Genomic DNA, 23835 nt, shown 5'->3' on the forward strand with positions numbered 1-23835 from the left:
CCGGGCGGGGTCCGACTGTCCCTCGTCATCACGCCGACGCCCGGCCCGAGTTCTGTCCGGAATGCCTCATTCGATGTCGCGCAACAGCGCTTTCCGGGGCAAGTCCATCCGTTCGAGCAGTTCCAGAGCGTGAGCGCCGTCGGGACGACCATGTCCGTCATCGACGGAAACCAGCAACGCGATCACCTCGCCGTCGACCTCGAGGACGTACTTCGTGGGCTCGGACGAAGCGCGGATGTGTGCACGGGCCGTGTCGACCAGCGCGGTTACCGCGTCTGCACGGTTGGCGGTGTTTCTCCGCTTGCGGTGGAAACCGGTCGGCTGCTCGGTGGTCAACGTCCATGTCGTCATCAGGTCCTCCATCGGTACTTGTCGATGCGATTTGCGGTTCTGCCAGCACAGCACGAGTCGTCGGTCAGCACCGCGGTTGCGGCCACAGCCTGTGGATAACTTCGCATCGTGGGGATTGTGTGTCAGGAGCCGAGATCGACGCCACGCTCGGCCGCCGGCGCGACGGGATTCGGCACGGACCCGCGTGCATTCGGCCGCATCGGATTCGGTGTGCCGCTGGAGGCCTTCGCGATCAGGGAGGCTGTGCGCGTACCGTCCGGCTCCACCGGCACGCGCTCGGCCGGGACCTACGGCTCGGCGTAGTACGGCCCTTCACAGGTTGAGAAGTGAAGTCGGGACTGCGGTAGTCGTCCTTGGTTGGGTTCGGCGATGTTTCGGGAATCGTCTTGCGGGCTATTGTCGGTGCGCAACAATGGATCTCGGTTTCCAACACCCGACACAGGCGGCGAACGGCGTTATGGGCGAGCTCGAGAACGAGATCAATCGCATCCGCGCCGCCGAAGCGGAGCGAGCTGCGCAAGCCGAAGCTCGTGTTGCGAAGCTCGCAGAGTTCGTTACGTTGATGCGAGACAACAGGATCCCGACGGAGCCGGTTGTGTTGTCCGAATCGCACCTTATGGAGAGGCGAAACCTCCTGGGGACGCGATACGTCAAGGTAACGACGTATTCTCTGCTCGGGCGGGGATGGATGATCTGGCAAAAGCCAATACCGTGGCGCGGCGTAGATAACTTCGATGTCTTCGCCGTCCCAGGCATCGGTATCGTCAAGGCGCGACGTGAAGAAATCCCCAGAGCGCGCACGACATCCGATAGTCGATATGTCGGGTCCGGGGGCGATGACGACGTGCAGGTTGTCTGGGATTCTTCGCTGAAAGGTTTCGCGCTGACGGGAATGGTTGCCGTTGAAAAAGGCCACCGCAGCACGGTCCTCTCCGCGGCGCGGCAGACATTCGATTCTGGCGACTTTCCTGACGGACAGCTTGCCGAGATCGCTTTATGGAATCTCCGAAATAAGTGACGGATAACCACTTCAGACCTGCGGCATCAAGCGCTGCAACAGCGACGCCACTCGAGCAATTGCTTGCGCCGGCGAAGCGACTGGCGCTTGATCCCGACGTCAGACGTTGGCCGCTTCATACGCCTTGACCAGATCGCCGTGCAGTCGGCCCCGGCTGGACATCGGGTGCCCATTCGCTCGGGCCCATTCCCGGATCGCCGCGGTATCTTGTCGCTTGGATGTCGGCCGCACTGCGCTCCTGATCGTGGGAACCCGCCCGACCTTCCGGGCATGCGGTGTCCACTGCTCGAACACCCCGCGCAGCCGCCCAGCGTTGATCAGACTGAGGTCGATCTCGTAGCTGATGCCGTCGAGCGCGAACACCACCGTCTCGTCGGCGTCGGACTTGCCGTCGTAGTCGTCGAGCAACTCAACAACAATCTTCTTGACCACGTTGTGCCCCTTTGGATATACGTAGCTGCATCAAGTAACTATGCCCATACAGCACGCAGGACGGTACCACCGCCGCAGCGCAACAGACACTTCGGCACCGCTGGCGCAATAGAGACGTAAAAAGTCGCAAGCACTTGTTAACACCCGTCGCCTCGGAGCGTATGAGAACTGCCCGAGGATTGGGCTTCGCGCTCAACGACCGCTCCGTTCAGGGGGAACTGCCTTGCCGGAGCTCGACAGCAACCCTTCGAACCGGAAGCGCACCACCAGCACTGCGGGAGACCGGGTGCACGTGCAAGGTGCGGCCGGTCACAATGCGGCTGTCACGACGCTAGCCGAGCGCGAATTCGCCTCTGCCCATTTGGTCTCGGACCGTCACCGTCGCGGGGTTGGTCAGGAATTTCCGCTGCCAGTTCGCGCCGTCGACGACCAGGGTGTGGCCGGAGATGAATCGTGCGTAGGGTGAGGCGAGATAGGTTGCTGCCCAGCCGAGTTCGCGTAGTCGGCCGACTCGCATCGCTGGTTGGGCGGCGTCCTTCTCGGAGGTCCGCGCCAGATTTTCCTTGATGTCGGCGGTCTGGTCGTCGTGCGGGAACATCCCCGGCACCAGGCCGTTGACCTGGATGCCGTACGGGCCCCACTCCACCGCCAGCGTTTCGACCATGTTCTTCACCCCTGCCTTCGCCGCGGCGGAATGAGCGAAACCGGGCCCGCCCGTCCAGGCGTAGGAGGCGCCTACGCAGATCACCGAGGCGGGGGTCTTCTCGGACAGGTGGCGCCGGACCAGCTCTCGGGTGCAGAAGAAAGTGCCGTTGAGGGTGATGTCGACTACGGTGCGCCACGCATTGGCCGACATGTCCTCGGCCGGTACCGGGAAATTGGCCGCGGCATTGTTCACCAGCACGGCCGGCAGGCCGAATCCGGGGCTGTCCTGTGCTTTGTCGAGAGCCGCGGAGATCTGATCGGGGTCGCGGATATCGCATTTCAGCGTCAGTACGGGTGCACCGAGGTGTTCCATCGCAGCGCGGCCGGCGTCGAGGTGCTCATCTTTGCGGCTGATGATCACGAGGGCGGCGCCCAGGCGCGCGAATTCGGTGGCGATGGCCTTACCGAGCCCGGTACCGCCACCGGTGACGAGTACGGTTGTGCCCGTGAAGGTTTCCCGCGGCAGCGCGCTGGCTCCCGCTGCGGGTGGTTCCGGCAACGGCATGGTCAGCTCCCTGTGTAGGTGGGGTTGCGATTCTCGGCACGCGCCAGTTTGAATTCGGCCATATCGTCGGATCGACTGATGAACGTCTGATAGATCAGCTCATCGGCCATGGACGAGCGGACGGCATCGAGCGACAGGTGATTGATGACGTTTCGCGCCATTTTCACCGTCACGGCCGGAGCCGAGGCGATTTTCTCGGCCATTTCGATCGCGGTGTCGTCGAGCGCCTCGGGAGGGACGACCCGGGACACGATGCCGAGGTCGAGGGCTTCCGCCGCGCTCAAGTGACGGCCGGTCAGGACCAGATCGCTGGCCACTCCGTGCCCGCACATCTGGAACAGCCGAGCCACGCCCCCGGTGTCGGGTATCACGCCGTGCCCGACCTCGGGCAGCATGAAGCGCGCTCCCTCGGCCGCAATTCGGATGTCGCACAACAGAGCCCGTTGGAACGATCCCCCGATGGCCCAGCCCTGAACGGCGACGATCACCGGGGCATCGAGGTCGAACAGCTGCTGAATGCCGCGATGTCCTCGCCGCATCAGCTCGTGGTGGGACAGCCGGCCGGCCGCGTTGCCGATGGCCGCGACGTCGCGGCCCGACGACCACGACCGGCCTTCCCCGCGCCACACGACGGCGCGCACTTCGGGCCGCTCACGCAATTCCCCCAGCGCGGCGAACAGCTGCGCGTCCATCTCGTCGTCGAACGCATTGTGCTTGGCGACGTTGTCGTTGGTGATCACGGCGATCGCGCCGTGCACCTCCAGTCGTACGGTACCTGCCACCCAGGTCACACTAGTTGAGGACAGTATGTTTTATACATTCTTTCCGAGAACTTCGGCGGCGGGCATCGACGAGGCGGCCTCAACGATATTCGGCCAGTCGGGGCCGGACGCCGAGGAGAACGAGCAGAACCAGCACGAAGGCACCGCCGGCGGGCAGCACTCCCGTCCAGCCGGAGTAGGCCTTCTCGGCTTCCGTGACGGCCGCGTCGAAGGCATGCTGGTTGATGTCGATGGTGGCGACCAATGCCTGGTCGTAGGCGGTGAAGTGCTGATCGGACGGGCCCGTGCAGTAGGCGATGGCGGCGGCCGGGTCGGTCGTACTGCGCAATCTGCGATCGTCGAGTTGATATGTCCGGTAGGCGAGCAGCGTCCGCGTCACGGCCGCACGTTCCCCTTCGAAGGTGATGTTGCGCAGTTCCTTTCCGAGGAAGGAGTCGGCGCCGATCGACGGGGCGGTACCGGAACCGGTTGGGCCGGAGGCGGTCTGGGCCGTGATGGCGGCGTTCAAGGCGGCGTCGTAGTCGTTGATGCCGGTTACCGGCAGGGCCGCCAACTGCTGTGATTCGGCGAAGAATGCGGTCTGATATCCGGCGGCGCGCTGTGGGTCGAGCAGGTATCGGCTCTCGTCGGCATTGGCGTCGTAGCCGACCGCGCGGGCCTGCCGTAGGGCCAGCAGCGAGTCGAACGCTTGCGGCTTTGCGACGGTGAGTTGATGTACGGCAACGGAATTCGCGAGGATGCCGCCGGTGATTCCGGCCGCGGTGAGCAGGGTGGCGGCCAGCAGCGCCGGGTTGATGCGGCGGCGCGTCTTCACGCGCAACAGGATCTGGAGGCCGATCAGGGTGGCCGACAGCGCCGCTCCCAGCAGCGCGAGATGGATTCGCGCGATCGTCGCGGCGTGCACGCTGCCGTGGTAGGACCGTTCCAGCACCGCGCTGTTGGTGTCGGCGAGTTGCTGTGCGCGCGAGAGCAAGTCGGGAATCAGGCCGGTGGCCGTCCGGAAATCCGCCAGCGTGCGGGCGGACGGGCTCCCGGCGCCTCCCTGGTCGATTTCGTCGAGCTGAATGGTGTCGGCGGCGCGGGCCTCGTATCCGCCGAAGCGGTCGAGTATCTCGCGGATCTGCTGGACGGCGGCGTCGGTGGTGACGATGGTCATCGCTTGCTGGAGGTCGGCGTCGGCTTGGCTGCGGCGTTGCTCGTAGCCGCGCATCGCCGTATCTCGAACCGGCGCCAATGCCGGATCATTGCCCGCCAGAACGATATTCGCCAGTTGCGCGTCCATGTCGGCGATCGCGAACGACAGGTCCTCGGTCGCGGTGACGGTGGGTGCGGTGTGGCCGCCGATCATCTCGATACCGCCGCGGGCGGACCGGGCGTCGGCAGCCGTCACGATGGCGGTGACCACCGCGAGCGCTACCGCCGGTATCGCGAGAAACCTGATCCAGCCCGGCGTGTCGTCCCGGGCCGGCAGACAACCGCGCAGGCGGAGCGCCGTTCGATGCGATATGGACTCGTCCCGAGCGGGCATCCGCCGCGGTCGTGTCGTCATCAGCTGTGACGAGGTCATGACGCGCCGATCCCGGCGAAATCGAACTCGGCTGCCGCCCGCATTGGCATCCCCCTGCGCATCCCACCGATACGGAAATCCGTAGGCTCATGCTGCCATCGAATCGCGTATGGAGACCGTAAGTATTCACCTCATCGGTGTACGGAAATCCGCAAAACCGTTGTGCCCGAGACCCGCCGCGCAATCGCCGGACTCGGGATCGGTCCACCGCCTGCCGGCTGTGCCGTTGCGGTCGGTCCATGGGCCGGTGGCGGCGGGCGAGGTTCACACCTCGATCTGCGAACCCATGATCACGGTGCGGTGGCGGGGCAGCGCGAACCAGTCGGCGGCGTCGGCGGTGATGTACGAGGTGGCGATGAACAGGTGCTTGCGCCAGGACGCCATCGATTGTTCTGTGCCGATTCGCAATTCGATCTTCGAGAGGAAGTACGACGCGTGGTCCAGGTCGAGGCGGCCCTCGGTGTCGGCCGGGTCGACGGCGGCGAGGGTCGCGGGGACGTCGGGGGTTTCCATGTATCCGCATCGGACGGTGACGTGGGTGATGCCGTCGTCGCCGTTGCCGAGGTTGTCGACGATGATCCGTTCGTCCGCGGGGACACGGGGTATCGGTTCGGTCCGGACCGACACGATCACGATGTGGTCGTGGCGGACATGGTTGTGTTCCACGTTGGCGCGCAGGGCCAGTGGGGCGGTCTGCTTGCCGCGGCTGAGGAATACCGCCGTGCCGGGGACGCGGGTGGTCGGTGGGGTGCCGGCGCTCATCGCGTCGATGAAGGCCGGTAGCGCGCCTTCGCGGCGTTCGCGTTCGGCGGTGACGATCCGCCGGCCACGCTGCCAGGTGGTCATGATGGTGAACGCGGTGATGCCGATGAGCAGTGGCAGCCACGCGCCGTGGACGAGCTTGGTCAGGTTGGCCGCGGCGAACAGGAGATCGACGGTGAGCAGCGGGATCGCACCCAGGCCGAGCAGCCACCACGGTATGTTCCAGCGCACCCGGGCGACGTAGAAGAACAGCAGGGTGGTGATGGTGATCGTGCCGGTGACGGCCATGCCGAACGCGAACGCGAGTGCCGTGGAGCTGCGGAACGCGAACACCAGGGTGAGCACCGAGACCATGAGCAGCCAGTTGATCCAGGGCACGTAGATCTGCCCGATCGTGGATTCGGAGGTGTGCGCGATCCGCAGGCGCGGCAGATATCCCAGTTGCGCGGCCTGCGCGGTCACCGAGTACGCGCCGGTGATCACCGCTTGGGAGGCGATCACCGTGGCCGCTGTGGCGAGCAGCACCATCGGCAGGCGGCCCCAGCCGGGCACGAGCAGGAAGAACGGGCTGGATATGTTGGTGGGGTCGTCGAGGATCAGCGCACCTTGGCCGAGATAGCTGAGGACGCAGGCGGGGAACACGAGCAGCAGCCATGCGCGGGTGATGGCCCGGCGGCCGAAATGACCCATGTCGGCGTACAGGGCCTCGGCGCCGGTCACCGCGAGCACGATCGCGGCCAGCGCGAAGAACGCGGTGCCGAAGTGGCCGAACAGGAATCCCAGCGCGTAGGTCGGCGACAGTGCCTTCAGGATCTCGGGGTGCTCGACGATCCCGGACACTCCGCAGGCCCCGATGACGGTGAACCAGCCGATCATCACCGGCCCGAAAATGCGTCCGACCACCGCGGTTCCGCGCCGCTGCACCATGAACAACGCCACGATGATCACGGCGGTGATCGGTACGACCAGTCCGGCCGCCGACGGCCGCACCACCTCGAGCCCCTCGACCGCCGACAGCACGGAAATCGCCGGGGTGATCATGGAGTCGCCGAAGAACAGTGAGGCGCCGAAGATTCCGAGGGCCGCGAGAACCATCGCGAGCCGGCGGCCCTGCGGCGCGCTCCAGCGACGCAGCAGGGTGATCAGCGCCATGATGCCGCCCTCGCCGTCGTTGTCGGCGCGCATCGCCAGCAACACGTAGGTGACGGTCACGATGATCATCACCGACCAGAACACCAGCGACACGACCCCGTACACGTTCTCGGTGGTCACCGGCACCGGATGCGGGTCGCCCGGGGCGAACACCGTTTGCAGGGTGTAGATCGGGCTGGTCCCGATATCGCCGAACACGACGCCGAGCGCACCCACCACCACCGCCGGTCGAACCGAATCGCGGGGTCCGGCATGGTCGACCGGCGGTTGCGGTGCGGTCGCGGATGGGGCGTCGGTCACGGCGTTCCTCCTCTGCACGAGCTGATCGCGCTCGTGTGCCGGACAATACCGGCCGAATCGGCTTCCTCGCCGCGTGCCCGTCCGGAGTCGCGCACGCCGACTCGTCGCGGGCATCATCGTGGCTACCCGTTCGTGACGCCCGGACGAATCCCGTGCGATGCTCCCGGACGCGCTCCGGGAGCATCGGGAGTCAACGGCAGCGTGCCATTGCCATCGGTTGTGTCAGCTCGCCACCTTCAGCGACTTGCAGGCCTGGATCTCGTCCGCGAGTGCGTCCTTGTCCGTCGCGTACACATTGACCGTGCATTCGTGGAACTTGTCGCCGTCGGGAACGAGAGCGGTCACGAGCACGTTCGAGCTGGACTGGGTCGCCACATAGAAACCTTTGCCACCCGCGATGTCGACATCTTCGAGTACGACGATGTCGGGTGCGCCGGTGCCACCGCGCGCGAATTCGCGTCGGCTCGAGACGAATTCGGGTGTCGCGGGGAACGTCTCGGTTCGAATCGCCACGTCCTGTGCTGCCTTCGGTTCGGCCGCGCGGACGAAGACGACCGAGTCGCCCGACTTGCTCGCGGTCGTACCTGCCGGGGGTGTGAAACAGAAGCCGCTCGGGCCTCGGTACGGGCAATTTGCGGTCGAGGACGGCGTGGTGGCGGCAGCACTCGTGGGGCTACCGGCCGTCGAATGGCCGTCGGTCGCGCACCCGGCGGCGACCAGACATCCGGCCAGGACAAGGAGTTTCTTGATCTTCACAATCTCTATTTCCCGCCCGCGCCGACTTCCGTTAACCGACCCACCCGGACTTCGGTCCGCCGGAACCCTTGTGCCGGTGCGCAACCCGCGCCACGAGCGGATCTCTCACGCGGCGGGCCGCCCGGCCGAAAGATCCGGTCGCCGTTGCCGTTCGATCACGTCGATCAGATTGTCGACCGCTGCCAGCGAGGACCATTCGTCCCTCGCGACCAGACCGGGATACTGATCCGATCGGGCGATGAACGCGGCCTCCGCGGCCGACCAGTGCACAGTGACGGACGAGAGACGGACTTCCTCGCCGACGATGCCCATAACCCTTGCCTCTTCTGCCGATCCTGTCCCCTGAACACCGATTCAACACCGGCACCGGCGAATTCGGCGAATCTGTACGTTTCCGCTACGGCGGTGGCCGCCGGCTTCGCGATTCCTTTGCGAGCGGGCGACACGGGCCACTCGGCTACACCGCCACCCCGAGCGGGACCGTCATGATCAGTCCACCGCCGAGGTGCCCCTCGGAAACTCCCGCGGCTTCCGTGAGCCGCGGGCCACCCGGGAACCCGTACGAAACTCGTTCGAAGGGCAGGTAGAAGCCATCAAGAGTGCGTCAATGCAGCCATCGACCGGGTCGATACCGCCTAGCGTCCGATTCCTGTCCGGTTCTGGTTCCGGGCAGCGAGGAGGTGGTTCGGATGCCCGATAATCCGGTGATGCCGGCCGAACTGGCGTCCCATTCCCACGTCGTCGAGATCCTCGACCTGCTGTCCGAATCCGGCTGCACCGTAGCGCTTCTGGCCAGACTCGTACGGGCGCAGTGGGCGGATCTGGCGTCCGCCCTCCGCTTGATGGCAGCCCATGGACTCCTCATCGGCGGTGACCATGGCAGCTGGGACGAGCCTCTGATGAGCCGCGGGCCGATCCGATTGACCAGCCGGGGCGAGGAGGTCGCACAATTGCTGTCGGACCCGAAGCGCCGAACGTGACGGTCGGCCCACGGCGTCGCCGTCACCCGGCGATGTTCGTCCGTCGACTCGGGAGCCTGCCCGGGAACGGCTCTGGCGCCCACGGCTTTCCGCGTATCGACCGCGTCGCGGGACGTGTGATCATGCGTGGTGTAGCCGGACATGCGGCGCGAAGACCGAGATCGGCCGCCTCGCAGCACGAACCCCCGGAACCGTTCCGGCACCGTGCTCGATCGACGCGACTGCCGTATGGCAATCCTTGGGATGCAACGGATTACGACGTCGTGGCACTCGGCACGACGCCTGCGCCAGAGCGCGCCCCGATCCGCCCGGCACCACGGTCACCCGTCACCGATAATGCGGCAGATTCGCGGGAGTCGGCACCGGGTAGGCGTCGTGATGCACGTCGGTGACCACCGCCCACGGGTAGAAGTCGTACCCGAATCCACTGCGGTACAGATAGATCCCGACACTGGTCACCAGCACCGGCGCATACCGGCAGGACCACTAGAACATCAGCAGTCCACCCGCCGACCACACGACACCGAACCCGATGAACAACGCGGAGCCCCACCATGGGACCCCATCCTGCACACCGATACCGACACCGCCGGCACCGAGACCGGCTGTCGCGACATACACCTCCAGGGCAGGTAGCGACACCGGCCGGTGCCGCAACACAACCGGCCGAATTCCACGGCGACCCACACCTCCGAATCTCCACATGCTGCACACGATCCCGGCCGTCCCCCAGGCCCGCAACCGTTCTCGCTTCCGTGACGTCTCAATACTGTCCAGAGGTCTGGGGAGCACGGCGCCCGATCTCGAGCGTTCGACCGCAGTGCGCCTTGTCGGGCCTTAACCTGTTGGCAGGCTTGAACGCTGCGATCCGAAGGGGACCTCCTGTGGGTTCATTTCATGGTTCGGGATTGATGTCGAGACTGGGGGTTCTGGCAATCTGCAGCGCCACTGTCGGCGTGGCTGCCTGTGGGCCCGATCATGCTGCGCAGCAAACTGACACCGCACCGACGCCTCCGGCATGTGAAGCGTGGAAGGCGGCGGCCGACCCGGAGCAGAAGCTCAACGCGGCGGCGCACTGTGAATCGCAGGCGGCCACGGTCGATCTCAAGGCAACAGTCGGCGGAGACCTCGTGACCGAAGTCCAAGTCGAGAATCACGGGGCACACATTTACACCCGCTTCGGCCCCGGGTTTGCGAAGTTGTTCGACCAGGCCGGTTCCGCTGACCAGGGTCCTGGGCTGTTGCTCGGATCGCTCATAGCCGACAGCGTCGATGGGTCTGAGACCGTCACCGAGAACGGCAAGATGTATTCGCGAAACACCCAGCTGTTGTTGTCGGCATCAGCGGCGCCCGCGAAGGCGGCGGCCGCTCATCCACAAGTGTGGCGCGATATCACCATACCGTTCGGTGCGGGTGACGGAACGTTTCGGTTGCAGCAACGCATCGTCAAGGATCCCAATCTGACGTGGCAGCTCTACGACGGCGCGCTGCGCAATGTGATAGTCGTCGGAACCGAAGTGCTGCACGGTGTCCAGACCACTCATGTGAGCGGGACGATCGACTCAGCGACGTTCCTGGCGAATCTGACTCGTCTCGATCCCTCGATCGATCCGGCCGCGTTGGACCAGCAGACGTTGCAAAGCATCGGGTTGACCACTCAGGCGGTCGAGTACTGGATCGACGACAGCGGGTTGATCCAGCAGATCCAATCGATCTCGAAGTCTAGCGCTGAGCCGATGGTTGCGACCGTCGGTTATGGACCTTTGTCGATCCCTGACGTCAAACTTGGTGAGCCGCCGACGAATTATGGCGGGACCGTCGCGACGGAGAACGGATTCGGTGCCATTTCGATCGGTATGACCCGACAGCAGGCGCTTGCGGTTCAGGGGACGACAACCTCGGCGTCAACACCCGCATGCGCGGCAATCGACTTCCGGACCAAGCTCGGCGTCAATCAGGTGCTCGTCGGGAGGAAAGACGGCAAGGTCGACTCGATCGCCACTGCGGCGGGCACTGTCACCGATCGCGGGGTCGGCGACGGTTCGACAGCCGACGCCGTGATCGCGGCGTACTCCGGCGATCGGCATGTGAAGAAGGCGTACTCCGAGGCCGGTCAGGTAGTGGTCGTGACCAGCGGGGATCCGGACGCGGTGTTGCACGGACAGCTCGGTGTGCCGGTCCTAGGGTTCTCTGTCGGTGACGATGGTACTGTCGGCCCGCCGGTGATCGGTAGCGTGCCGGGTATCGAGAACTGTTCGGGCTGAAAGAACTTCGCTTGACAAATCCGACTCGATGATCGACGGGTAAGCCGTACGCCGGCACAGTGAACAGCTAATTTCCTTTGTGCACCAAGGGTAGAGAGGGACGACGGTGGGGACCGTACCAAGTTCGGACTGGATGAGCGCATTTCGAGCGATGCGTGACGAGCACGGGTTGACTGATGACGCGATCGGCGTCTACGCGCTCAGTCTCCAGTTCGGACTGGACGACGTTCGATCTGTGGCTACAGAGGCGATTACCGGCGGGGGAGATGACAAAAAGTGCGATGTACTTTACGTTGACAAGGACTTGCAGGTAGCTGTTATTGCGCAGTGTTATGTCTCTTCCAAAGGCAAGACGAGCGCACCGTCGAATAAGGCGTCGGACCTCAATACTGCATTGACATGGCTTCTCTCCGAAGATATTGAACGCCTACCCGAGGCGCTCAAGGGCCGAGCGGATGAATTGCGGTCGGCCGTAATAGCTGGCGATATCCGTAAGTTCTACATCTGGTATGTTCACAACCTACCTCACTCGACCAATGTCCAGAACGAGCTTCGCGCAGTCGAGAGGACCGCGAAAGCTCTCCTGGGCAATCTCGATCCCAGCCCCGAGATAAACATCTTCGCCGAGGAAGTCGGTTCAAACGCCTTTGAGCGCCTGTATGCGCAGGCCGAGCGGACGATCATCGTGACTGATGAATTTGAACTTGCGGTCCCCGGGACCGTTGAAGTCGTAGAGGAGGATTGGAGCTCGCTCGTGACCACGGTTCCCGGGAGTTGGCTGCACACGATATTCTCCACATATCAGACGGACCTTTTCTCGGCCAATCTGCGCGGGTATCTCGGCTCGCGAGAGAGTGACTCCAACATCAACAACGGAATAAAGAAGACTGCCCTGGAGCAGCCTCAGAACTTTTACGTCTTCAACAACGGAATTACAGCGTTGGTCCTTGACTACAGCTTGCGACGCAAGGCTCGGGGCCATCAAAAATTGACCATCACGGGAATTTCCATCGTCAACGGGGCTCAGACAACGGGATCGATCGGCAGCCTTGAGGAATCCCCCGGCGAGGACTTACAAGTGCCGATACGGTTTGTAAAAGCATCGAAGGACTCGATTGTCGGAAGTGTTGTCCGGTTTAATAACTCACAGAACCGCATCCAAGCAGCAGATTTCAGAAGTACCGATCAAATTCAGCAGCGACTTCGAAACGAGTTTGCCAATATCCCCGGTGCCGAATACGAGGGTGGTCGCCGAGGTGGTGCCAGCGATGCTATCAAACGCAGCCGCTTCACCGTCCCATCGTATACCGTTGGACAATCCCTGTCGGCATTTCACGGCGACCCGGTGACAGCCTACGACAAGAAGTCCGACATCTGGACCAACGAGAGTACATACCGGGCAATTTTCACCGACCGAACCACAGCTCGACACATAGTATTCTGTTACAGCCTCCTTAGCGCGATTAACGATAGGCAGATCGCTCTTACCGCGAGGCAACGGCAGGATTCAGCGCTTCTAACCGAAGAGGACCTTAACGCGCTGATCTTCCTAAACAAAAAAGGTGCCAACTACCTACTTGTCTATGTAATATCGCAATGCATAGAAGCGATCATTGGGCAGCCGATTCCAAACCGCTTCGATCTTGAATTCAAGGATAATCTCAGCCCGGCCGTCGCAAGCGAGCTATGGGTTCCGATAATAGAAATGATCCTCGCTTTGTCGGCCCAACTATCCGATGCATTCTCCAAAAATAGAATCTCAAACGAGAGTGTCGCCAGGGCAGTGCCGAAGTTTGTTGGCGTCCTAAATTCACTGAAAACACTGTATCGAGGCACGTTCGAAAGCTTCGCAGGGAACGTAAGCATTCGGAAATAGGGCGGTATCTACTCCCGGACCCGAGGGGAATACTCGGGTCGATATTCCAATAATCTCCGCAGTCGGATATGCACAGCCGGGACACATCTCCCGGAACGGGAGACAAACATAGTCAATGTCCCATGAACAAGTATATGTCCTGCTTCCGACTGTTGCGTTCGATCAACCGGACCTAATCATCCGGTGGCATGCAACGAAGAATGATCGGTGGATGACAGGTGTTCAGGTGCCCACAGCTGGGTCCGCCGACCTGCTGTCCAGGCCATAGGAGATCCGAGTGCGGGCTCGAGCGACGAACCGATCAAAGCGCTCAGACGCGTGCCACCGTTCGAGCTCGGTTGACAACTCACGCGGGCAGCCGGACCGCATGGGTCCGTCTGCCCGTTTCCGTTGCACTACTGGATATTCCGCCGGAAGGACAATGCCGGGACGGCCGTGTCCCGACCATCCCGGCATGCCGACCGTGCGGAATTACGCCAGCCGCAACGCGACCCGGATCGAATCGCGACCGGTTGCCTTGCGGGTCAATAATTCGAAGGCCTGCTCGAATTCCTCGAGCGCGAAGCTGTCGCCGAGCATGGCCGCGGTGGGGATCTTGTCGTCGTTGATGAGTTCGGCGGCGGTCTTGGTGTCCAGGCCCGCGCCGGGATGCAGGGTGATGCGGCGGGTGGGTATCCAGTCGCTGTGGAAGCCCTCCAGCGGACGGTCTTTCATACCGGCGATGACGACGTGGCCGCCTTTGCGGACCAGGTCCATCGCGAGGTTGACCGTCACGGGATTGCCTGCGGCGGCGTCGATGACGACGTCGGCCATCTTCCCGCCGGTCAGTTCGCGGATCCGGTCGAGGGGGTCTTCGGCGGAGACGTCGATGGTGGCGTCGGCGCCGATGGCGCGGGCGTTGCGGAGCCGGAATTCGTCTGCGGCAGTGCCGGTCACGATGATCCGAGAAGCGCCGGCGGCTCTGGCGGCCACGATCGTGGCCATACCCATGTGGCCGGGGCCTTCGATCACGACGATGTCGTCCTGCTGCACCGGCGCCACCCAGGTGACCGCGCACGAGAGCGGCTCGAACACGGTCAGCTCATCGGCGGGCCGGTCGGTGCGCAGCGGGTAGACCCGGGAACCGGGCAACAGTTCGAGGTATTCGGCGAATCCGCCGTACAGGCCGGAGCCTTCGTCGACGGCGAAGTCGTGGCCGTAGATGCGGTATCCGTCCGCGGTGACGACCAATTCGCACACGGCGACCCGATCACCTTCGGAGACACCCCATTCGCGTTCGGCGGCCGCGCTGATCCGGTGGATGCGGCCGACGATCTCGTGGCCGGCGATCGACGGGAACGCGCCACCCCAGGAGGTGTGGACGTGGCCGCGGAAGTGGTCGATGTCGCTGTGGCACAGTCCGGTTGCCTCGACGCGCAGGACCGCGCCGCCGGGTTGCGGGTCGGGAACCTTCAGTTCGCGCAGTTCCCAGGTCTCGTCGCCGCGGAAGACGATCGCCCGGCTGGTCGTGGTCACAGGACCTCCTCGAGGAGTGCGGTGGCGCGGTCGACCGCGCGGCGGGTGGTGGCGGCGTAGCCCTCGGCCTCGACTCCCGGGCCGAGTACCTCCAGTTCGAAGACGCCGGTGTAGCCGCTGTCCAGCGCGGCACGGACGAAGCCGGCGATATCGAGGTCACCGTCACCGGGGACCACGCGGTCGCCGGGTGGCGGGGGCGGGTCGGTGCGTACGTCACAGATCTGCACCACCGCGATCCGGGATCCGGCGCGGCGCACGGTGGCCTCGTAATCCGTTTCGCCCCAGCAGTTTCCGATGTCGGCGATCAGGCCGAGCCCGGTCCGGTCGGCCACCTCGATACCCTCGGCGAGGGTGTGGAAGTAGGACCGATCCGGGCGCAGGGTCGGCTCGATCGCCAACCGGACGCCGCGGGATTCGGCGTAGCCGATACAGGGCGCGACCGCTTCGGCCAGGGCCTCGGTGAGCTCGTCGAACGAGCGGCCGTCGGCGGCGCCCGGGGTGAAGTACGGGGAACCGCCGGTGCGGGCAGCGAGATCGGTGACGCCGTTCAACTCTGCACGGACGGCATCCCAGGTGTCGGGGGCCGACAGGTCGAAACCGCGGGTGATCACCGTGGTCGCCGGGATTCCGCGGTCCGCGAGGGCGGCCACCGCGGCGTCGCGGCCGTAGTCGTCGGCCTTGTTGATCAGCAGGCCCACCTTGGCGAGGCCGAGCGCGTCGATCAGCTCCAGGTTCTGCCCGAAAGACCAGGAGTAGGTACACATCTGGCTCACCGAAAGCCTGGGATGGGTCATGCGGGATGTCCTTCCAACCGCGCCTCGATGTCGCGGATCTGCGCCTCCAGCCAGCGCACCTCGCTGAAGTTCTCCCGGCCGCTGCGCTCCAGGAGTTGCTGGTGCGCAAGCAGTTTCGCCTGAAGTGCCCGCCGGTCGCCGGGGTCGCGGACCAGCGCGATCGAGACGAAGTGCAGCGCGTGGACCGGCCGGTCCGCCGCCAGGTGTGCCTCGGCTCGGTCCAGCAGTGTCGCGGTGTCGATCAGGTCGGCGATCTCACCCGAGATCGCTTCGGGTGGAACGTCGTACAGCTCGGTGGTGTTCTCGTAGCGGAACCAGCCGGCGTGTTCCTCCCAGATGGCCCGCACGATCCACGGCACCTTGCCGTGCCCCTGGGGAATGTTCAGTTCCGGCGGCAGGGTGATGCTGCCCATCAGCGTCCACAGGTCGGTGCCCGCGTTCATCCCGGCGATGGTCTGCTCGCGCAGATATTCGGTGGCATCACGGATCTCGGTGAACCGCCGGCGGATCTCCGCGGCGCCACGCACCGGTTCGCCGTGGCCGGTGATCAGCACCTCCGGTTCCAGCGCGATCACCCGGTCCACGGACGCGAGGAACGATCGGGCGCTGCGGATCTTGTCGCCGCGGATGGTGTACAGATTGGGCACATGGCCGAACAGCGGGCCGGTCATGTTGCCGGTGAACACGATTCGGTCGTCCGGCAGCCACACCACCAGAGAATCGGTGGTCTCGCCGCCGGGGGTGGAGTACAGCTCGAAGCGCCGGCCGCCGAGGGTGAAGGCGTGACTGTCCAGGAAGGTGGTGGTCAGGACCGGTTCCGGCGGTTGGTGGGTGGGGTCCACGCGGGTGACGTCGCGGTTCCACAGCTGCCGGGAGCGGCGGGCGAAGAACGGCTGCAGCCGCCGGAAGTACTCCCGTACATCGGTGTGGTTCGCGTGCGCGATCGTCTCCACCCCGGGGCCGGTCAGTTGCGACCAGCCACCCACATGGTCGGGATGCCCCTGGGTGAAAATGATTACCCGCCAAGGGTTCTCGCTCACCTCGGCGAAGCGTTCCCGGATCTGGTCGGCCTCGTTGTACATGCCGGTGTTGATCAGCACATCGCCGTCGGGTGTGGTGACCAGATAACTGTTGGAGATACCCCGGGAGGCGAAGATGCCGTCCCCGAGCGGGATCGCGGCCTGCGATCCCTCCCCCTCCTTGACGATGAGCGCATTGAGTGGCTGTTTCATCGCTGCCCCTTCCCGGTTTCCGATCGGATGCCGAATTCGTCGGTGTAGAAGGCGAATCGGTCCCGCAGTTGATCTGCGTTCAGGCCGAAGTCACCTTCCAGGTCGTAGACGACTCGGCCGTTGCGGCCGCGCGGATGATCCGCGAGATACCTGTGCAGGTCGGCGCGGCACTCGTCGGTGACGTCCAGTCCGGCCTGTTCGAGAACGGTTGTGGCGGTGCCGACATCGTCGCGGACGACGTCGTCGAACATCACCTCGACGAGCTGCCCCGCGGGCACCCATGCCCGGTCGCGCAGATATCTGCGCAGCATGGTCTCGATGCGGCGCACCCAGTATTCGACGTGGGCGTCGATATCCGGGGTCTTCTGGCTGCTCTTCAAGGCCAGTCCGCGCATCGTGAGCAGCGATTGCAACGTCGCCACCGGATCGCGGTGGATCATCACTACGGTCGCATCGGGATAGGCGGCCAGCAGCGGGCCGAGCTGTTCGGCATGCTGATTGGACTTCACCATCCAGCGTTGCTCGCCCGGGAACTGCCAGGCGATGGCCTGCAACACCTTTCGCATGTACAGGTAGTGCGGGGTCTGATCGTGCCCGAGATAGTGGTCCCGGAAGCCGGGCACGTCGGCCATCCACTCCCACTGGTAACTGGCGAAATCCGGGATCTGCAGCTCGTTCTCACCGCAGCCGTGATCCGGCGAATGTTCGTGCATCGCGGCGAGGATCTCGTTGCCGCCGGAGATCCGCTCCCAATGCCGCTGCGACGCCGACCAGCGCGGATCCACCCCGTCGGGACCGGCCACCGCGCCCGGTTGCGGAGCGGGCTGGGCCGCCAGGAATACCGGCAGGTGCCGCAGCCGGCGGTCGGCGGCGAGCAGGTTCTCCAGATGCGTACTGCCGGAACGGGGTAACGCGACCACATCGATCGGGCGGCGTACCGGGACGTCCAGGCACTGCGGATTCTCATGCCAATAGTGCTGGATCCGAAGACGATTCGCGGCGGCCTTGACACAGCGGTCGACGAATCCGGCCTTGTTCGCCTGCCACACGTTGGCGTCCGCGGCGACCTCGGCCAGCAGCAGGCCGAGCCGTTCGGTGAAGTCCATCGCGCCGAAGTCGTCCAGCCCGGTCTGCGAGCGAGCGGCCGTCAGCACATACTCGACGCTCAGATCGACCGTCCGGGCTTCGGCGGCCTCCAGCGCGGCCCGCTCCTCGGCGGTGCGGGTGTCGCGGCGCATCCCCTCGACGCGCAGAACCTTCACGGCCATTGCGGCAACCCCAGAATGTCGCTCTTACCCGCGTTGGCCATCCAGCCACCGTCGATGACCACCAGGTCGCCGGTGTGGAAGCGGGACAACGAGCTCATGAAATAGACGGCGATGCCCTCGAAATCCTCCGCCAGACCCATCCGGCCGGACGGGTTGTACCGGCGGACCCGTTCCACGACGGGATGATCGTCGGGCATGCTCACCGTCTCGCTGACGGTGTGACCGGGACAGACCACGTTGGAGCGGATGCCGTAGCGGCCGGCCTCCACCGCGATGCCGCGCGACATCGCCACCATCGCGCCCTTCGCCGCGTTGTAGTGCTGCATCCCCGGGCTGCCGGTCAGCGCCGACAGGCTGGCACAGAACAGCAGCGAGCCGCCGGAGGTGTCACCGGCGTCCCATTGCCGCTTCATCTGCCGCGCGCCCTCCCGCACGGCCAGATAGGCGCCGTGCTGGTTGACCGCCAGCAGCCCGTGCCAGGCCTCGCTGGTCATATCGAGGAAGCTGCGCTCGTGGCTCATCAATCCGGCGTTGGCGATGACTCCGTCGACCCGGCCGAACTCCTCGGCCGCCTCGCGCATCGCCTCGACCACCCGGGCCTCGTCACCGACGTCGACCTGCTGGGCCAGCACACGGCCGCCGAACGAGGCGAGCTCCCGCACCGCCTGCTCGTTCTTCTCCGGCCGGCGGCCCCAGACGACGACGTCACCACCGGCGCGGGCGATGCCGCGGGCCATCGCGAACCCGATTCCTGCGTTTCCACCGCTGACGACTACCACGCGGCCTGTTAGATCGAACACAACTAACATTGGTATAGCAAAATTGGATTTGCAGTCAAGTGGTCGGACTCTACCGACATCGTTTACCGTGGGCAGATGGCCCGGCCCGCACCCGCGTCCACTCGCGCAGCGCACATCATCTCGTTCCTGACCGCGCACCCGTCGCGAGGCTTCACCATCAGCGAGCTGGTGACGCACCTGGACATGAACATCGCCTCCGCGCACGCCACCCTGGCGGTGCTGTGCGATTGCGGGTTCCTCGTCCGCGATCCGGTGCATCGCACGTACATCCTGGGCCCGGCGCTGGCCGTCACCGGATTCGCTGCGACGCAACAGCATCCGTCCATCGTCGCCGCGATCGAACAGGCCGACGCGCTCGCCGCCGAACTGGATATGGAGGTCGGCGTCAGCGCCGTGGCCGGCACGGATGTCATCCTGCTGGCCCGCCGCGGCCCCGAGCCGCCGCATCCGACCATCGGCTACCCCGGCGACCGCGCGCCGCTGATGGCGCCGCTGGGCGCGATCTTCGTGGCCTGGGCCGAGGACAAGGAGGTCGACGCCTGGCTGGAACGCGGCGCCGCCACCGATCAACTGGCCCACTTCTACCGCGAGATGCTGGCGCAGATGCGCGGCAGCGGATTCAGCGTGCCGATGGAACCGATCGCCGCCGCGTCGGTCGTCGCCGCCTTCACCCGATTGCGCAACACCCCGACCGACGAGGACGCCGAGCACGGCCTGGCGGACGCCCTGCAGCGCACCAGCGAGATCCTCATCTCGATCTCGGATCTTCCTCCGGCCGAGGAGATCTCGTTCCGGACCGTCGCCGCCCCGATCTTCGATCCGATCGGCCGGGTGCTGCTGGCGATGAGCATCAGCGGGCCGGATCACCCGGTGCGCGTCGATCGCGTCCGGGAACTCGGCCGGCGCCTGACCCAGGCGACGGCCATCGCCACCCATCGCACCCACGGCCGCCCGCCGGCCCGCCTCGGCCACTGAGATCACCGTGACGCGCCGCAGCACAGCGGCCTGACCGGCACCGACAGGTATTTCGGCGGCAGTCCGCCGGACTTCGGACCGGCGTCCTCTCTTGCGCCCGGCAGGGTTTTGCTATAACAATTTTTAGATAGTTATAGCGAAATCATGGAGGATGAGGCCGGTGCGACACCTGACACATCTGGAGCGGCTGGAGGCGGAGAGCATCCAGATCTTCCGCGAGGCCGTGGCCGAGAGTGAGCGGCCGGTGATGCTGTACTCGGTCGGCAAGGACAGCTCGGTGCTGCTGCACCTGGCGATGAAGGCGTTCCACCCGTCGCGGCTGCCGTTCCCGCTGCTGCACGTGGACACCACCTTCAAGTTCCGGGCCATGTACGAATTCCGGGACAAGTTCGTCGCCGACAACGGGCTGGGCCTGATCGTGCATCGCAACCCGGAATGCGTTGCGCGGGGCATCAATCCGTTCGACCACGGGTCCGCGACCCATACCGACATGTGGAAGACCGAGGGGCTCAAGCAGGCCCTGGACCTGAACAGATTCGATCTCGCCTTCGGTGGCGCCCGCCGCGACGAGGAGAAGTCCCGGGCCAAGGAACGCGTCTTCTCGGTCCGGACCGCACAGCATCGGTGGGACCCGAAACAGCAACGGCCGGAACTGTGGCGGCTGTACAACGCACGGAAGGCTCCCGGGGAGAGCGTGCGGGTGTTCCCGTTGTCGAACTGGACCGAACTGGATATCTGGCAGTACATCTACCGCGAGCAGATCCCCATCGTGCCACTGTATTTCGCGGCGAAGCGCCCGGTGGTGCAGCGCGACGGCGCCTTGATCATGGTCGACGACCACCGGATGCCGCTGGCGCCCGGGGAGATTCCCGAGGACCGCAGCGTCCGGTTCCGCACTCTCGGCTGCTACCCGCTGACCGGGGCGATCGAGAGCACCGCGGCCACCCTGCCGCAGATCATCCAGGAAATGCTGCTCACCACCAGCTCCGAACGCCAGGGCCGGGTCATCGACCACGACTCCAGCGCGTCGATGGAGAAGAAGAAGCAGGAAGGCTACTTCTGATGGCACATACGATCACCGACCTCGTCGCCACCGATATCGACGCGTATCTGCGCCTGCACGAACACAAGTCGATGCTGCGGTTCATCACCTGCGGCAGCGTCGACGACGGCAAGTCCACCCTGATCGGGCGGCTGCTCTACGACTCGAAACTCGTCTTCTCCGACCATCTCTCGGCGCTGGAACAGGATTCGAAGACCGTCGGAACCCAGGGCGGGGAACTGGATTTCGCACTGCTGGTGGACGGCCTGGCCGCCGAACGCGAACAGGGCATCACCATCGACGTGGCCTATCGGTTCTTCTCCACGGAGAAACGGAAGTTCATCGTCGCCGACACCCCGGGCCACGAGCAGTACACCCGCAACATGGTCACCGGCGCCTCCACCGCCGACCTCGCGGTCATCCTGATCGATGCCCGCAAGGGGGTGCTCACCCAGACCCGCCGGCACAGCTATCTGGTGTCGCTGCTGGGTATCCGGCAGGTCGTGCTCGCGGTGAACAAACTCGATCTCGTGGACTATTCGCAGCAGATCTTCGACGCGATCGAGGCGGACTACCGGGGTTTCGCCGCCGAGATCGGGCTGACCGAGATCACCTGTATCCCGATGTCCGCGTTGCGGGGCGACAACATCACCGCGGCGAGTCCGAACATCCCGTGGTACACCGGACCGTCGCTGATCGAGCACCTGGAAACGGTGGAGATCGCACAGGAATCGCCGTCCGGGCCGTTCCGGCTGCCGGTGCAGTGGGTCAACCGGCCCGATCTCGACTTCCGTGGCTTCTCCGGCCAGATCGCCGGTGGCACAATCCGTCCCGGTGACCGGGTGCGGGTCCTGCCGTCCGGCCAGGACAGCACCGTCGACCGGATCGTCACCGCCACCGGCGATCTCACCGAAGCCGTTGCCGGGCAGTCGATCACACTCACCCTCACCGACGAGGTCGACATCAGCCGCGGTGACGTGCTCGCCGCCGCGACCGCGCCGCCCGCCGCGGCGGACCAATTCGAATGCCACCTGGTCTGGATGAGCGATCAGCCGATGCTGCCGCACCGGCCGTACCTGCTGAAGCTCGGCGCCCGCACGGTCACCGCCACCGTCGCGGCGCCGAAGTACAAGGTCAACGTCAACACCCTGGAGCACACCGCCGCGCGCACACTGGAACTCAACGAGATCGGCGTCGCCAACCTGGAACTGGACCGGCGGATCCCGTTCGACCCGTATGCCGAGAACCGGGACATGGGCGGGTTCATCCTCGTCGACCGGTTCACCAATGCCACGGTGGCCGCCGGGATGCTGCACTTCGCGCTGCGGCGCGCCGACAATGTGCACTGGCAGAGCGTGGAGGTGGACAAGGCTGCCCGCGCGCGCGAGAAGCGGCAGCATCCGGCGGTGGTCTGGTTCACCGGCCTGTCCGGCGCCGGCAAGTCCACCATCGCCAATCTCGTCGAAAAGCGTTTGCACGAGCAGGGTTTCCACACCTATCTGCTCGACGGCGACAACATCCGGCACGGCCTGAACCGGGATCTGGGGTTCACCGACGCCGACCGGGTGGAGAACATCCGGCGCATCATCGAGGTCTCCCGGCTCATGACCGACGCCGGACTGATCGTGCTGGCGTCGTTCATCTCCCCGTTCCGCGCCGAACGCCGGATGGCCCGGGAACTGCTGGAGCCGGGTGAATTCGTCGAGGTCCACGTCGACACCCCGCTGTCCGTCGCGGAGGCACGGGATCCGAAAGGCTTGTACGCCAAGGCCCGTCGCGGCGAGCTGCGGAACTTCACCGGTATCGACTCCCCCTACGAGCCCCCGGAAGCACCGGAACTGCGCCTGGCCGCCGCCGGCCCCGGCACCGCGGCGGAACTGGCCGAACAGGTCGTCACGCATCTGCGCGACGCCGGCCTGCTCGGCCCGATCGAGGACTGAACGGCCGTGAGCGACAACACCTTCACCGCGGGCACCGAATCGGTGACCGCCGCCGACCACGCACTGGCCGCGCGACTGGCCGGCGAGGCGGGCCGGTTGCTGCTGGCGATCCGGGACGAGGGCGGTGCGGCAGGCGACCGGAAATCCGATGAACTGCTGCTGCAACGCCTCTCGGCCGAACGACCGCACGACGCGGTGCTGTCGGAGGAGAGCACCGACGACCCGGTCCGGCTCGGCCGCCGGCGGGTCTGGATCATCGATCCGCTCGACGGCACCCGCGAATACGGGGAACCACCCCGCGACGACTGGGCCGTACACGTGGCGCTCGCCCTCGACGGCCGGGCCGCGGTCGGCGCGGTGGCGCTGCCGGGCGCGGATCTGGTGCTGCACACCGGCGCACCGCCGATGCTCGCCCCCGCGGCGCCGGGACCGATCCGGCTCGCCGTCTCGCGCACCCGGCCCCCGGCCTGCGTGGATCTGCTCACCGAGCGGCTCGGTGCGCGGTTGGTGCCGATGGGTTCGGCCGGAGCCAAGGCGATGGCCGTGGTGCGCGGCGCCGCCGATGTCTACGCGCATTCCGGCGGCCAGTACGAATGGGACTCCTGCGCACCGGTCGCCGTCGCCGCGGCCGCCGGGCTGCACGTGTCCCGCCTCGACGGATCGCCGCTGCACTACAACCGGCCCGACCCCTACCTGCCCGACCTGCTGATCTGCCGACCCGAAATGGCGAGCACGGTACTCGCCGCACTCGACGGCGCCACGGTCTGACCCGTTCCGGCCGCCGCCTCACCACACCGGCGGGCGGCGGGCGGACGGCCG

22 protein-coding genes are annotated in these 23835 nt (G+C 65.4%); 8 read left to right on the forward strand and 14 right to left on the reverse strand.

Annotated elements, in window-relative coordinates; translation table 11 throughout:
• Positions 1-66: 66 nt before the first annotated feature.
• The gene (locus G361_RS0120450; protein WP_155981516.1) at positions 67-351 is read right to left on the reverse strand and encodes a hypothetical protein; all 285 of its coding nucleotides are present in this window, start codon (positions 349-351) and stop codon (positions 67-69) included.
• A gap of 412 nt (positions 352-763) precedes the next feature.
• On the opposite strand from G361_RS0120450, the gene G361_RS0120460 reads away from it, so the two are divergent.
• Positions 764-1369, forward strand: a complete 606-nt coding sequence (locus tag G361_RS0120460; RefSeq protein WP_019928971.1) for a hypothetical protein — start codon at positions 764-766, stop codon at positions 1367-1369.
• A gap of 99 nt (positions 1370-1468) precedes the next feature.
• Here G361_RS0120460 and G361_RS0120465 read toward each other — a convergent pair whose 3' ends face one another.
• The 7 genes from G361_RS0120465 to G361_RS0120495 form a co-directional block, all read right to left on the reverse strand.
• Positions 1469-1801, reverse strand: a complete 333-nt coding sequence (locus G361_RS0120465; RefSeq protein ID WP_019928972.1) for an Lsr2 family protein — start codon at positions 1799-1801, stop codon at positions 1469-1471.
• A gap of 331 nt (positions 1802-2132) precedes the next feature.
• The gene (locus G361_RS0120470) at positions 2133-3011 is read right to left on the reverse strand and encodes an SDR family oxidoreductase (RefSeq protein ID WP_019928973.1); all 879 of its coding nucleotides are present in this window, start codon (positions 3009-3011) and stop codon (positions 2133-2135) included.
• Between the two features lie 2 nt (positions 3012-3013).
• Positions 3014-3793 (reverse strand): enoyl-CoA hydratase/isomerase family protein, encoded by a 780-nt coding sequence (locus G361_RS0120475; protein WP_155981517.1) that lies wholly within the window; start codon positions 3791-3793, stop codon positions 3014-3016.
• Between the two features lie 79 nt (positions 3794-3872).
• Positions 3873-5360 carry a hypothetical protein gene (locus G361_RS0120480; protein ID WP_019928975.1) on the reverse strand — a complete coding sequence of 496 codons (1488 nt, stop codon included), beginning with the start codon at positions 5358-5360 and terminating at the stop codon, positions 3873-3875.
• Between the two features lie 264 nt (positions 5361-5624).
• On the reverse strand, positions 5625-7574 hold the full coding sequence (locus tag G361_RS0120485; protein WP_019928976.1) for a KUP/HAK/KT family potassium transporter: 1950 nt from the start codon (positions 7572-7574) through the stop codon (positions 5625-5627).
• Positions 7575-7796: 222 nt separating this feature from the next.
• Complete coding sequence (locus G361_RS49590) at positions 7797-8087, reverse strand: hypothetical protein (RefSeq protein WP_155981518.1); 291 nt, start codon at positions 8085-8087, stop codon at positions 7797-7799.
• Between the two features lie 348 nt (positions 8088-8435).
• Positions 8436-8642: a hypothetical protein gene (locus G361_RS0120495; protein WP_019928978.1), complete on the reverse strand. Its 207-nt coding sequence runs from the start codon at positions 8640-8642 to the stop codon at positions 8436-8438.
• Between the two features lie 377 nt (positions 8643-9019).
• Between G361_RS0120495 and G361_RS44250 the strand changes: the two genes are divergently transcribed.
• Positions 9020-9310, forward strand: a complete 291-nt coding sequence (locus G361_RS44250) for a hypothetical protein (protein ID WP_019928979.1) — start codon at positions 9020-9022, stop codon at positions 9308-9310.
• Positions 9311-9637: 327 nt separating this feature from the next.
• Here the strand turns inward: G361_RS44250 and G361_RS49595 are convergent, their stop codons facing one another.
• Positions 9638-9775: a hypothetical protein gene (locus G361_RS49595; RefSeq protein WP_019928980.1), complete on the reverse strand. Its 138-nt coding sequence runs from the start codon at positions 9773-9775 to the stop codon at positions 9638-9640.
• A gap of 419 nt (positions 9776-10194) precedes the next feature.
• On the opposite strand from G361_RS49595, the gene G361_RS0120515 reads away from it, so the two are divergent.
• Positions 10195-11574 (forward strand): hypothetical protein, encoded by a 1380-nt coding sequence (locus G361_RS0120515; protein ID WP_155981519.1) that lies wholly within the window; start codon positions 10195-10197, stop codon positions 11572-11574.
• A gap of 151 nt (positions 11575-11725) precedes the next feature.
• Positions 11726-13450: an AIPR family protein gene (locus G361_RS48440; protein WP_196814516.1), complete on the forward strand. Its 1725-nt coding sequence runs from the start codon at positions 11726-11728 to the stop codon at positions 13448-13450.
• Positions 13451-13921: 471 nt separating this feature from the next.
• Here G361_RS48440 and G361_RS0120520 read toward each other — a convergent pair whose 3' ends face one another.
• From G361_RS0120520 to G361_RS0120540, 5 genes are read right to left on the reverse strand one after another with little or no spacing between them, the layout of a single operon-like run.
• Entirely contained in the window at positions 13922-14965 is a 1044-nt protein-coding gene (locus G361_RS0120520; RefSeq protein ID WP_019928983.1) for a zinc-binding dehydrogenase, read from the reverse strand.
• Positions 14962-15759, reverse strand: coding sequence for a sugar phosphate isomerase/epimerase (locus G361_RS0120525; RefSeq protein WP_026343286.1), 798 nt, complete (start codon positions 15757-15759; stop codon positions 14962-14964). Before G361_RS0120525 ends, G361_RS0120520 begins: the two co-directional genes overlap by 4 nt.
• A complete protein-coding gene (locus tag G361_RS0120530; protein WP_019928985.1) occupies positions 15756-16991 on the reverse strand; it encodes an MBL fold metallo-hydrolase in 1236 nt (411 codons plus the stop codon). The genes G361_RS0120525 and G361_RS0120530 overlap by 4 nt, the downstream gene beginning before the upstream one ends.
• A complete protein-coding gene (locus G361_RS0120535; RefSeq protein ID WP_019928986.1) occupies positions 16988-18259 on the reverse strand; it encodes a sulfotransferase in 1272 nt (423 codons plus the stop codon). Before G361_RS0120535 ends, G361_RS0120530 begins: the two co-directional genes overlap by 4 nt.
• Complete coding sequence (locus tag G361_RS0120540; protein WP_036494184.1) at positions 18250-19068, reverse strand: SDR family NAD(P)-dependent oxidoreductase; 819 nt, start codon at positions 19066-19068, stop codon at positions 18250-18252. The genes G361_RS0120535 and G361_RS0120540 overlap by 10 nt, the downstream gene beginning before the upstream one ends.
• 66 nt (positions 19069-19134) lie before the next feature.
• Here G361_RS0120540 and G361_RS0120545 point away from each other — a divergent pair, with 66 nt between their 5' ends.
• The 4 genes from G361_RS0120545 to G361_RS0120560 all read left to right on the forward strand — a co-directional run bounded on the left by G361_RS0120545 (position 19135) and on the right by G361_RS0120560 (position 23784).
• Positions 19135-20034, forward strand: coding sequence for an IclR family transcriptional regulator (locus G361_RS0120545; RefSeq protein WP_019928988.1), 900 nt, complete (start codon positions 19135-19137; stop codon positions 20032-20034).
• 151 nt (positions 20035-20185) lie between these two features.
• A complete protein-coding gene (gene cysD, locus G361_RS0120550) occupies positions 20186-21097 on the forward strand; it encodes a sulfate adenylyltransferase subunit CysD (RefSeq protein ID WP_036494185.1) in 912 nt (303 codons plus the stop codon).
• Positions 21097-23016 carry a sulfate adenylyltransferase subunit CysN gene (gene cysN, locus G361_RS0120555; protein WP_019928990.1) on the forward strand — a complete coding sequence of 640 codons (1920 nt, stop codon included), beginning with the start codon at positions 21097-21099 and terminating at the stop codon, positions 23014-23016. The genes cysD and cysN overlap by 1 nt, the downstream gene beginning before the upstream one ends.
• Positions 23017-23022: 6 nt before the next feature.
• Complete coding sequence (locus G361_RS0120560; RefSeq protein ID WP_019928991.1) at positions 23023-23784, forward strand: 3'(2'),5'-bisphosphate nucleotidase CysQ; 762 nt, start codon at positions 23023-23025, stop codon at positions 23782-23784.
• Positions 23785-23835 lie beyond the last annotated feature (51 nt).

It is taken from the genome of Nocardia sp. BMG111209 (assembly GCF_000381925.1).
GTDB lineage: Bacteria > Actinomycetota > Actinomycetes > Mycobacteriales > Mycobacteriaceae > Nocardia.

Coding starts and splice junctions, on each gene's coding strand:
- G361_RS0120450 (WP_155981516.1), bottom strand. CDS start 351: ATGACGACATGGACGTTGACCACCGAGCAGCCGACCGGTTTCCACCGC.
- G361_RS0120460 (WP_019928971.1), top strand. CDS start 764: ATGGATCTCGGTTTCCAACACCCGACACAGGCGGCGAACGGCGTTATG.
- G361_RS0120470 (WP_019928973.1), bottom strand. CDS start 3,011: ATGCCGTTGCCGGAACCACCCGCAGCGGGAGCCAGCGCGCTGCCGCGG.
- G361_RS0120480 (WP_019928975.1), bottom strand. CDS start 5,360: ATGACCTCGTCACAGCTGATGACGACACGACCGCGGCGGATGCCCGCT.
- G361_RS0120495 (WP_019928978.1), bottom strand. CDS start 8,642: ATGGGCATCGTCGGCGAGGAAGTCCGTCTCTCGTCCGTCACTGTGCAC.
- G361_RS44250 (WP_019928979.1), top strand. CDS start 9,020: ATGCCCGATAATCCGGTGATGCCGGCCGAACTGGCGTCCCATTCCCAC.
- G361_RS48440 (WP_196814516.1), top strand. CDS start 11,726: ATGCGTGACGAGCACGGGTTGACTGATGACGCGATCGGCGTCTACGCG.
- G361_RS0120525 (WP_026343286.1), bottom strand. CDS start 15,759: ATGACCCATCCCAGGCTTTCGGTGAGCCAGATGTGTACCTACTCCTGG.
- G361_RS0120530 (WP_019928985.1), bottom strand. CDS start 16,991: ATGAAACAGCCACTCAATGCGCTCATCGTCAAGGAGGGGGAGGGATCG.
- G361_RS0120535 (WP_019928986.1), bottom strand. CDS start 18,259: ATGGCCGTGAAGGTTCTGCGCGTCGAGGGGATGCGCCGCGACACCCGC.
- G361_RS0120540 (WP_036494184.1), bottom strand. CDS start 19,068: ATGTTAGTTGTGTTCGATCTAACAGGCCGCGTGGTAGTCGTCAGCGGT.
- G361_RS0120545 (WP_019928988.1), top strand. CDS start 19,135: ATGGCCCGGCCCGCACCCGCGTCCACTCGCGCAGCGCACATCATCTCG.
- cysD (WP_036494185.1), top strand. CDS start 20,186: ATGAGGCCGGTGCGACACCTGACACATCTGGAGCGGCTGGAGGCGGAG.
- cysN (WP_019928990.1), top strand. CDS start 21,097: ATGGCACATACGATCACCGACCTCGTCGCCACCGATATCGACGCGTAT.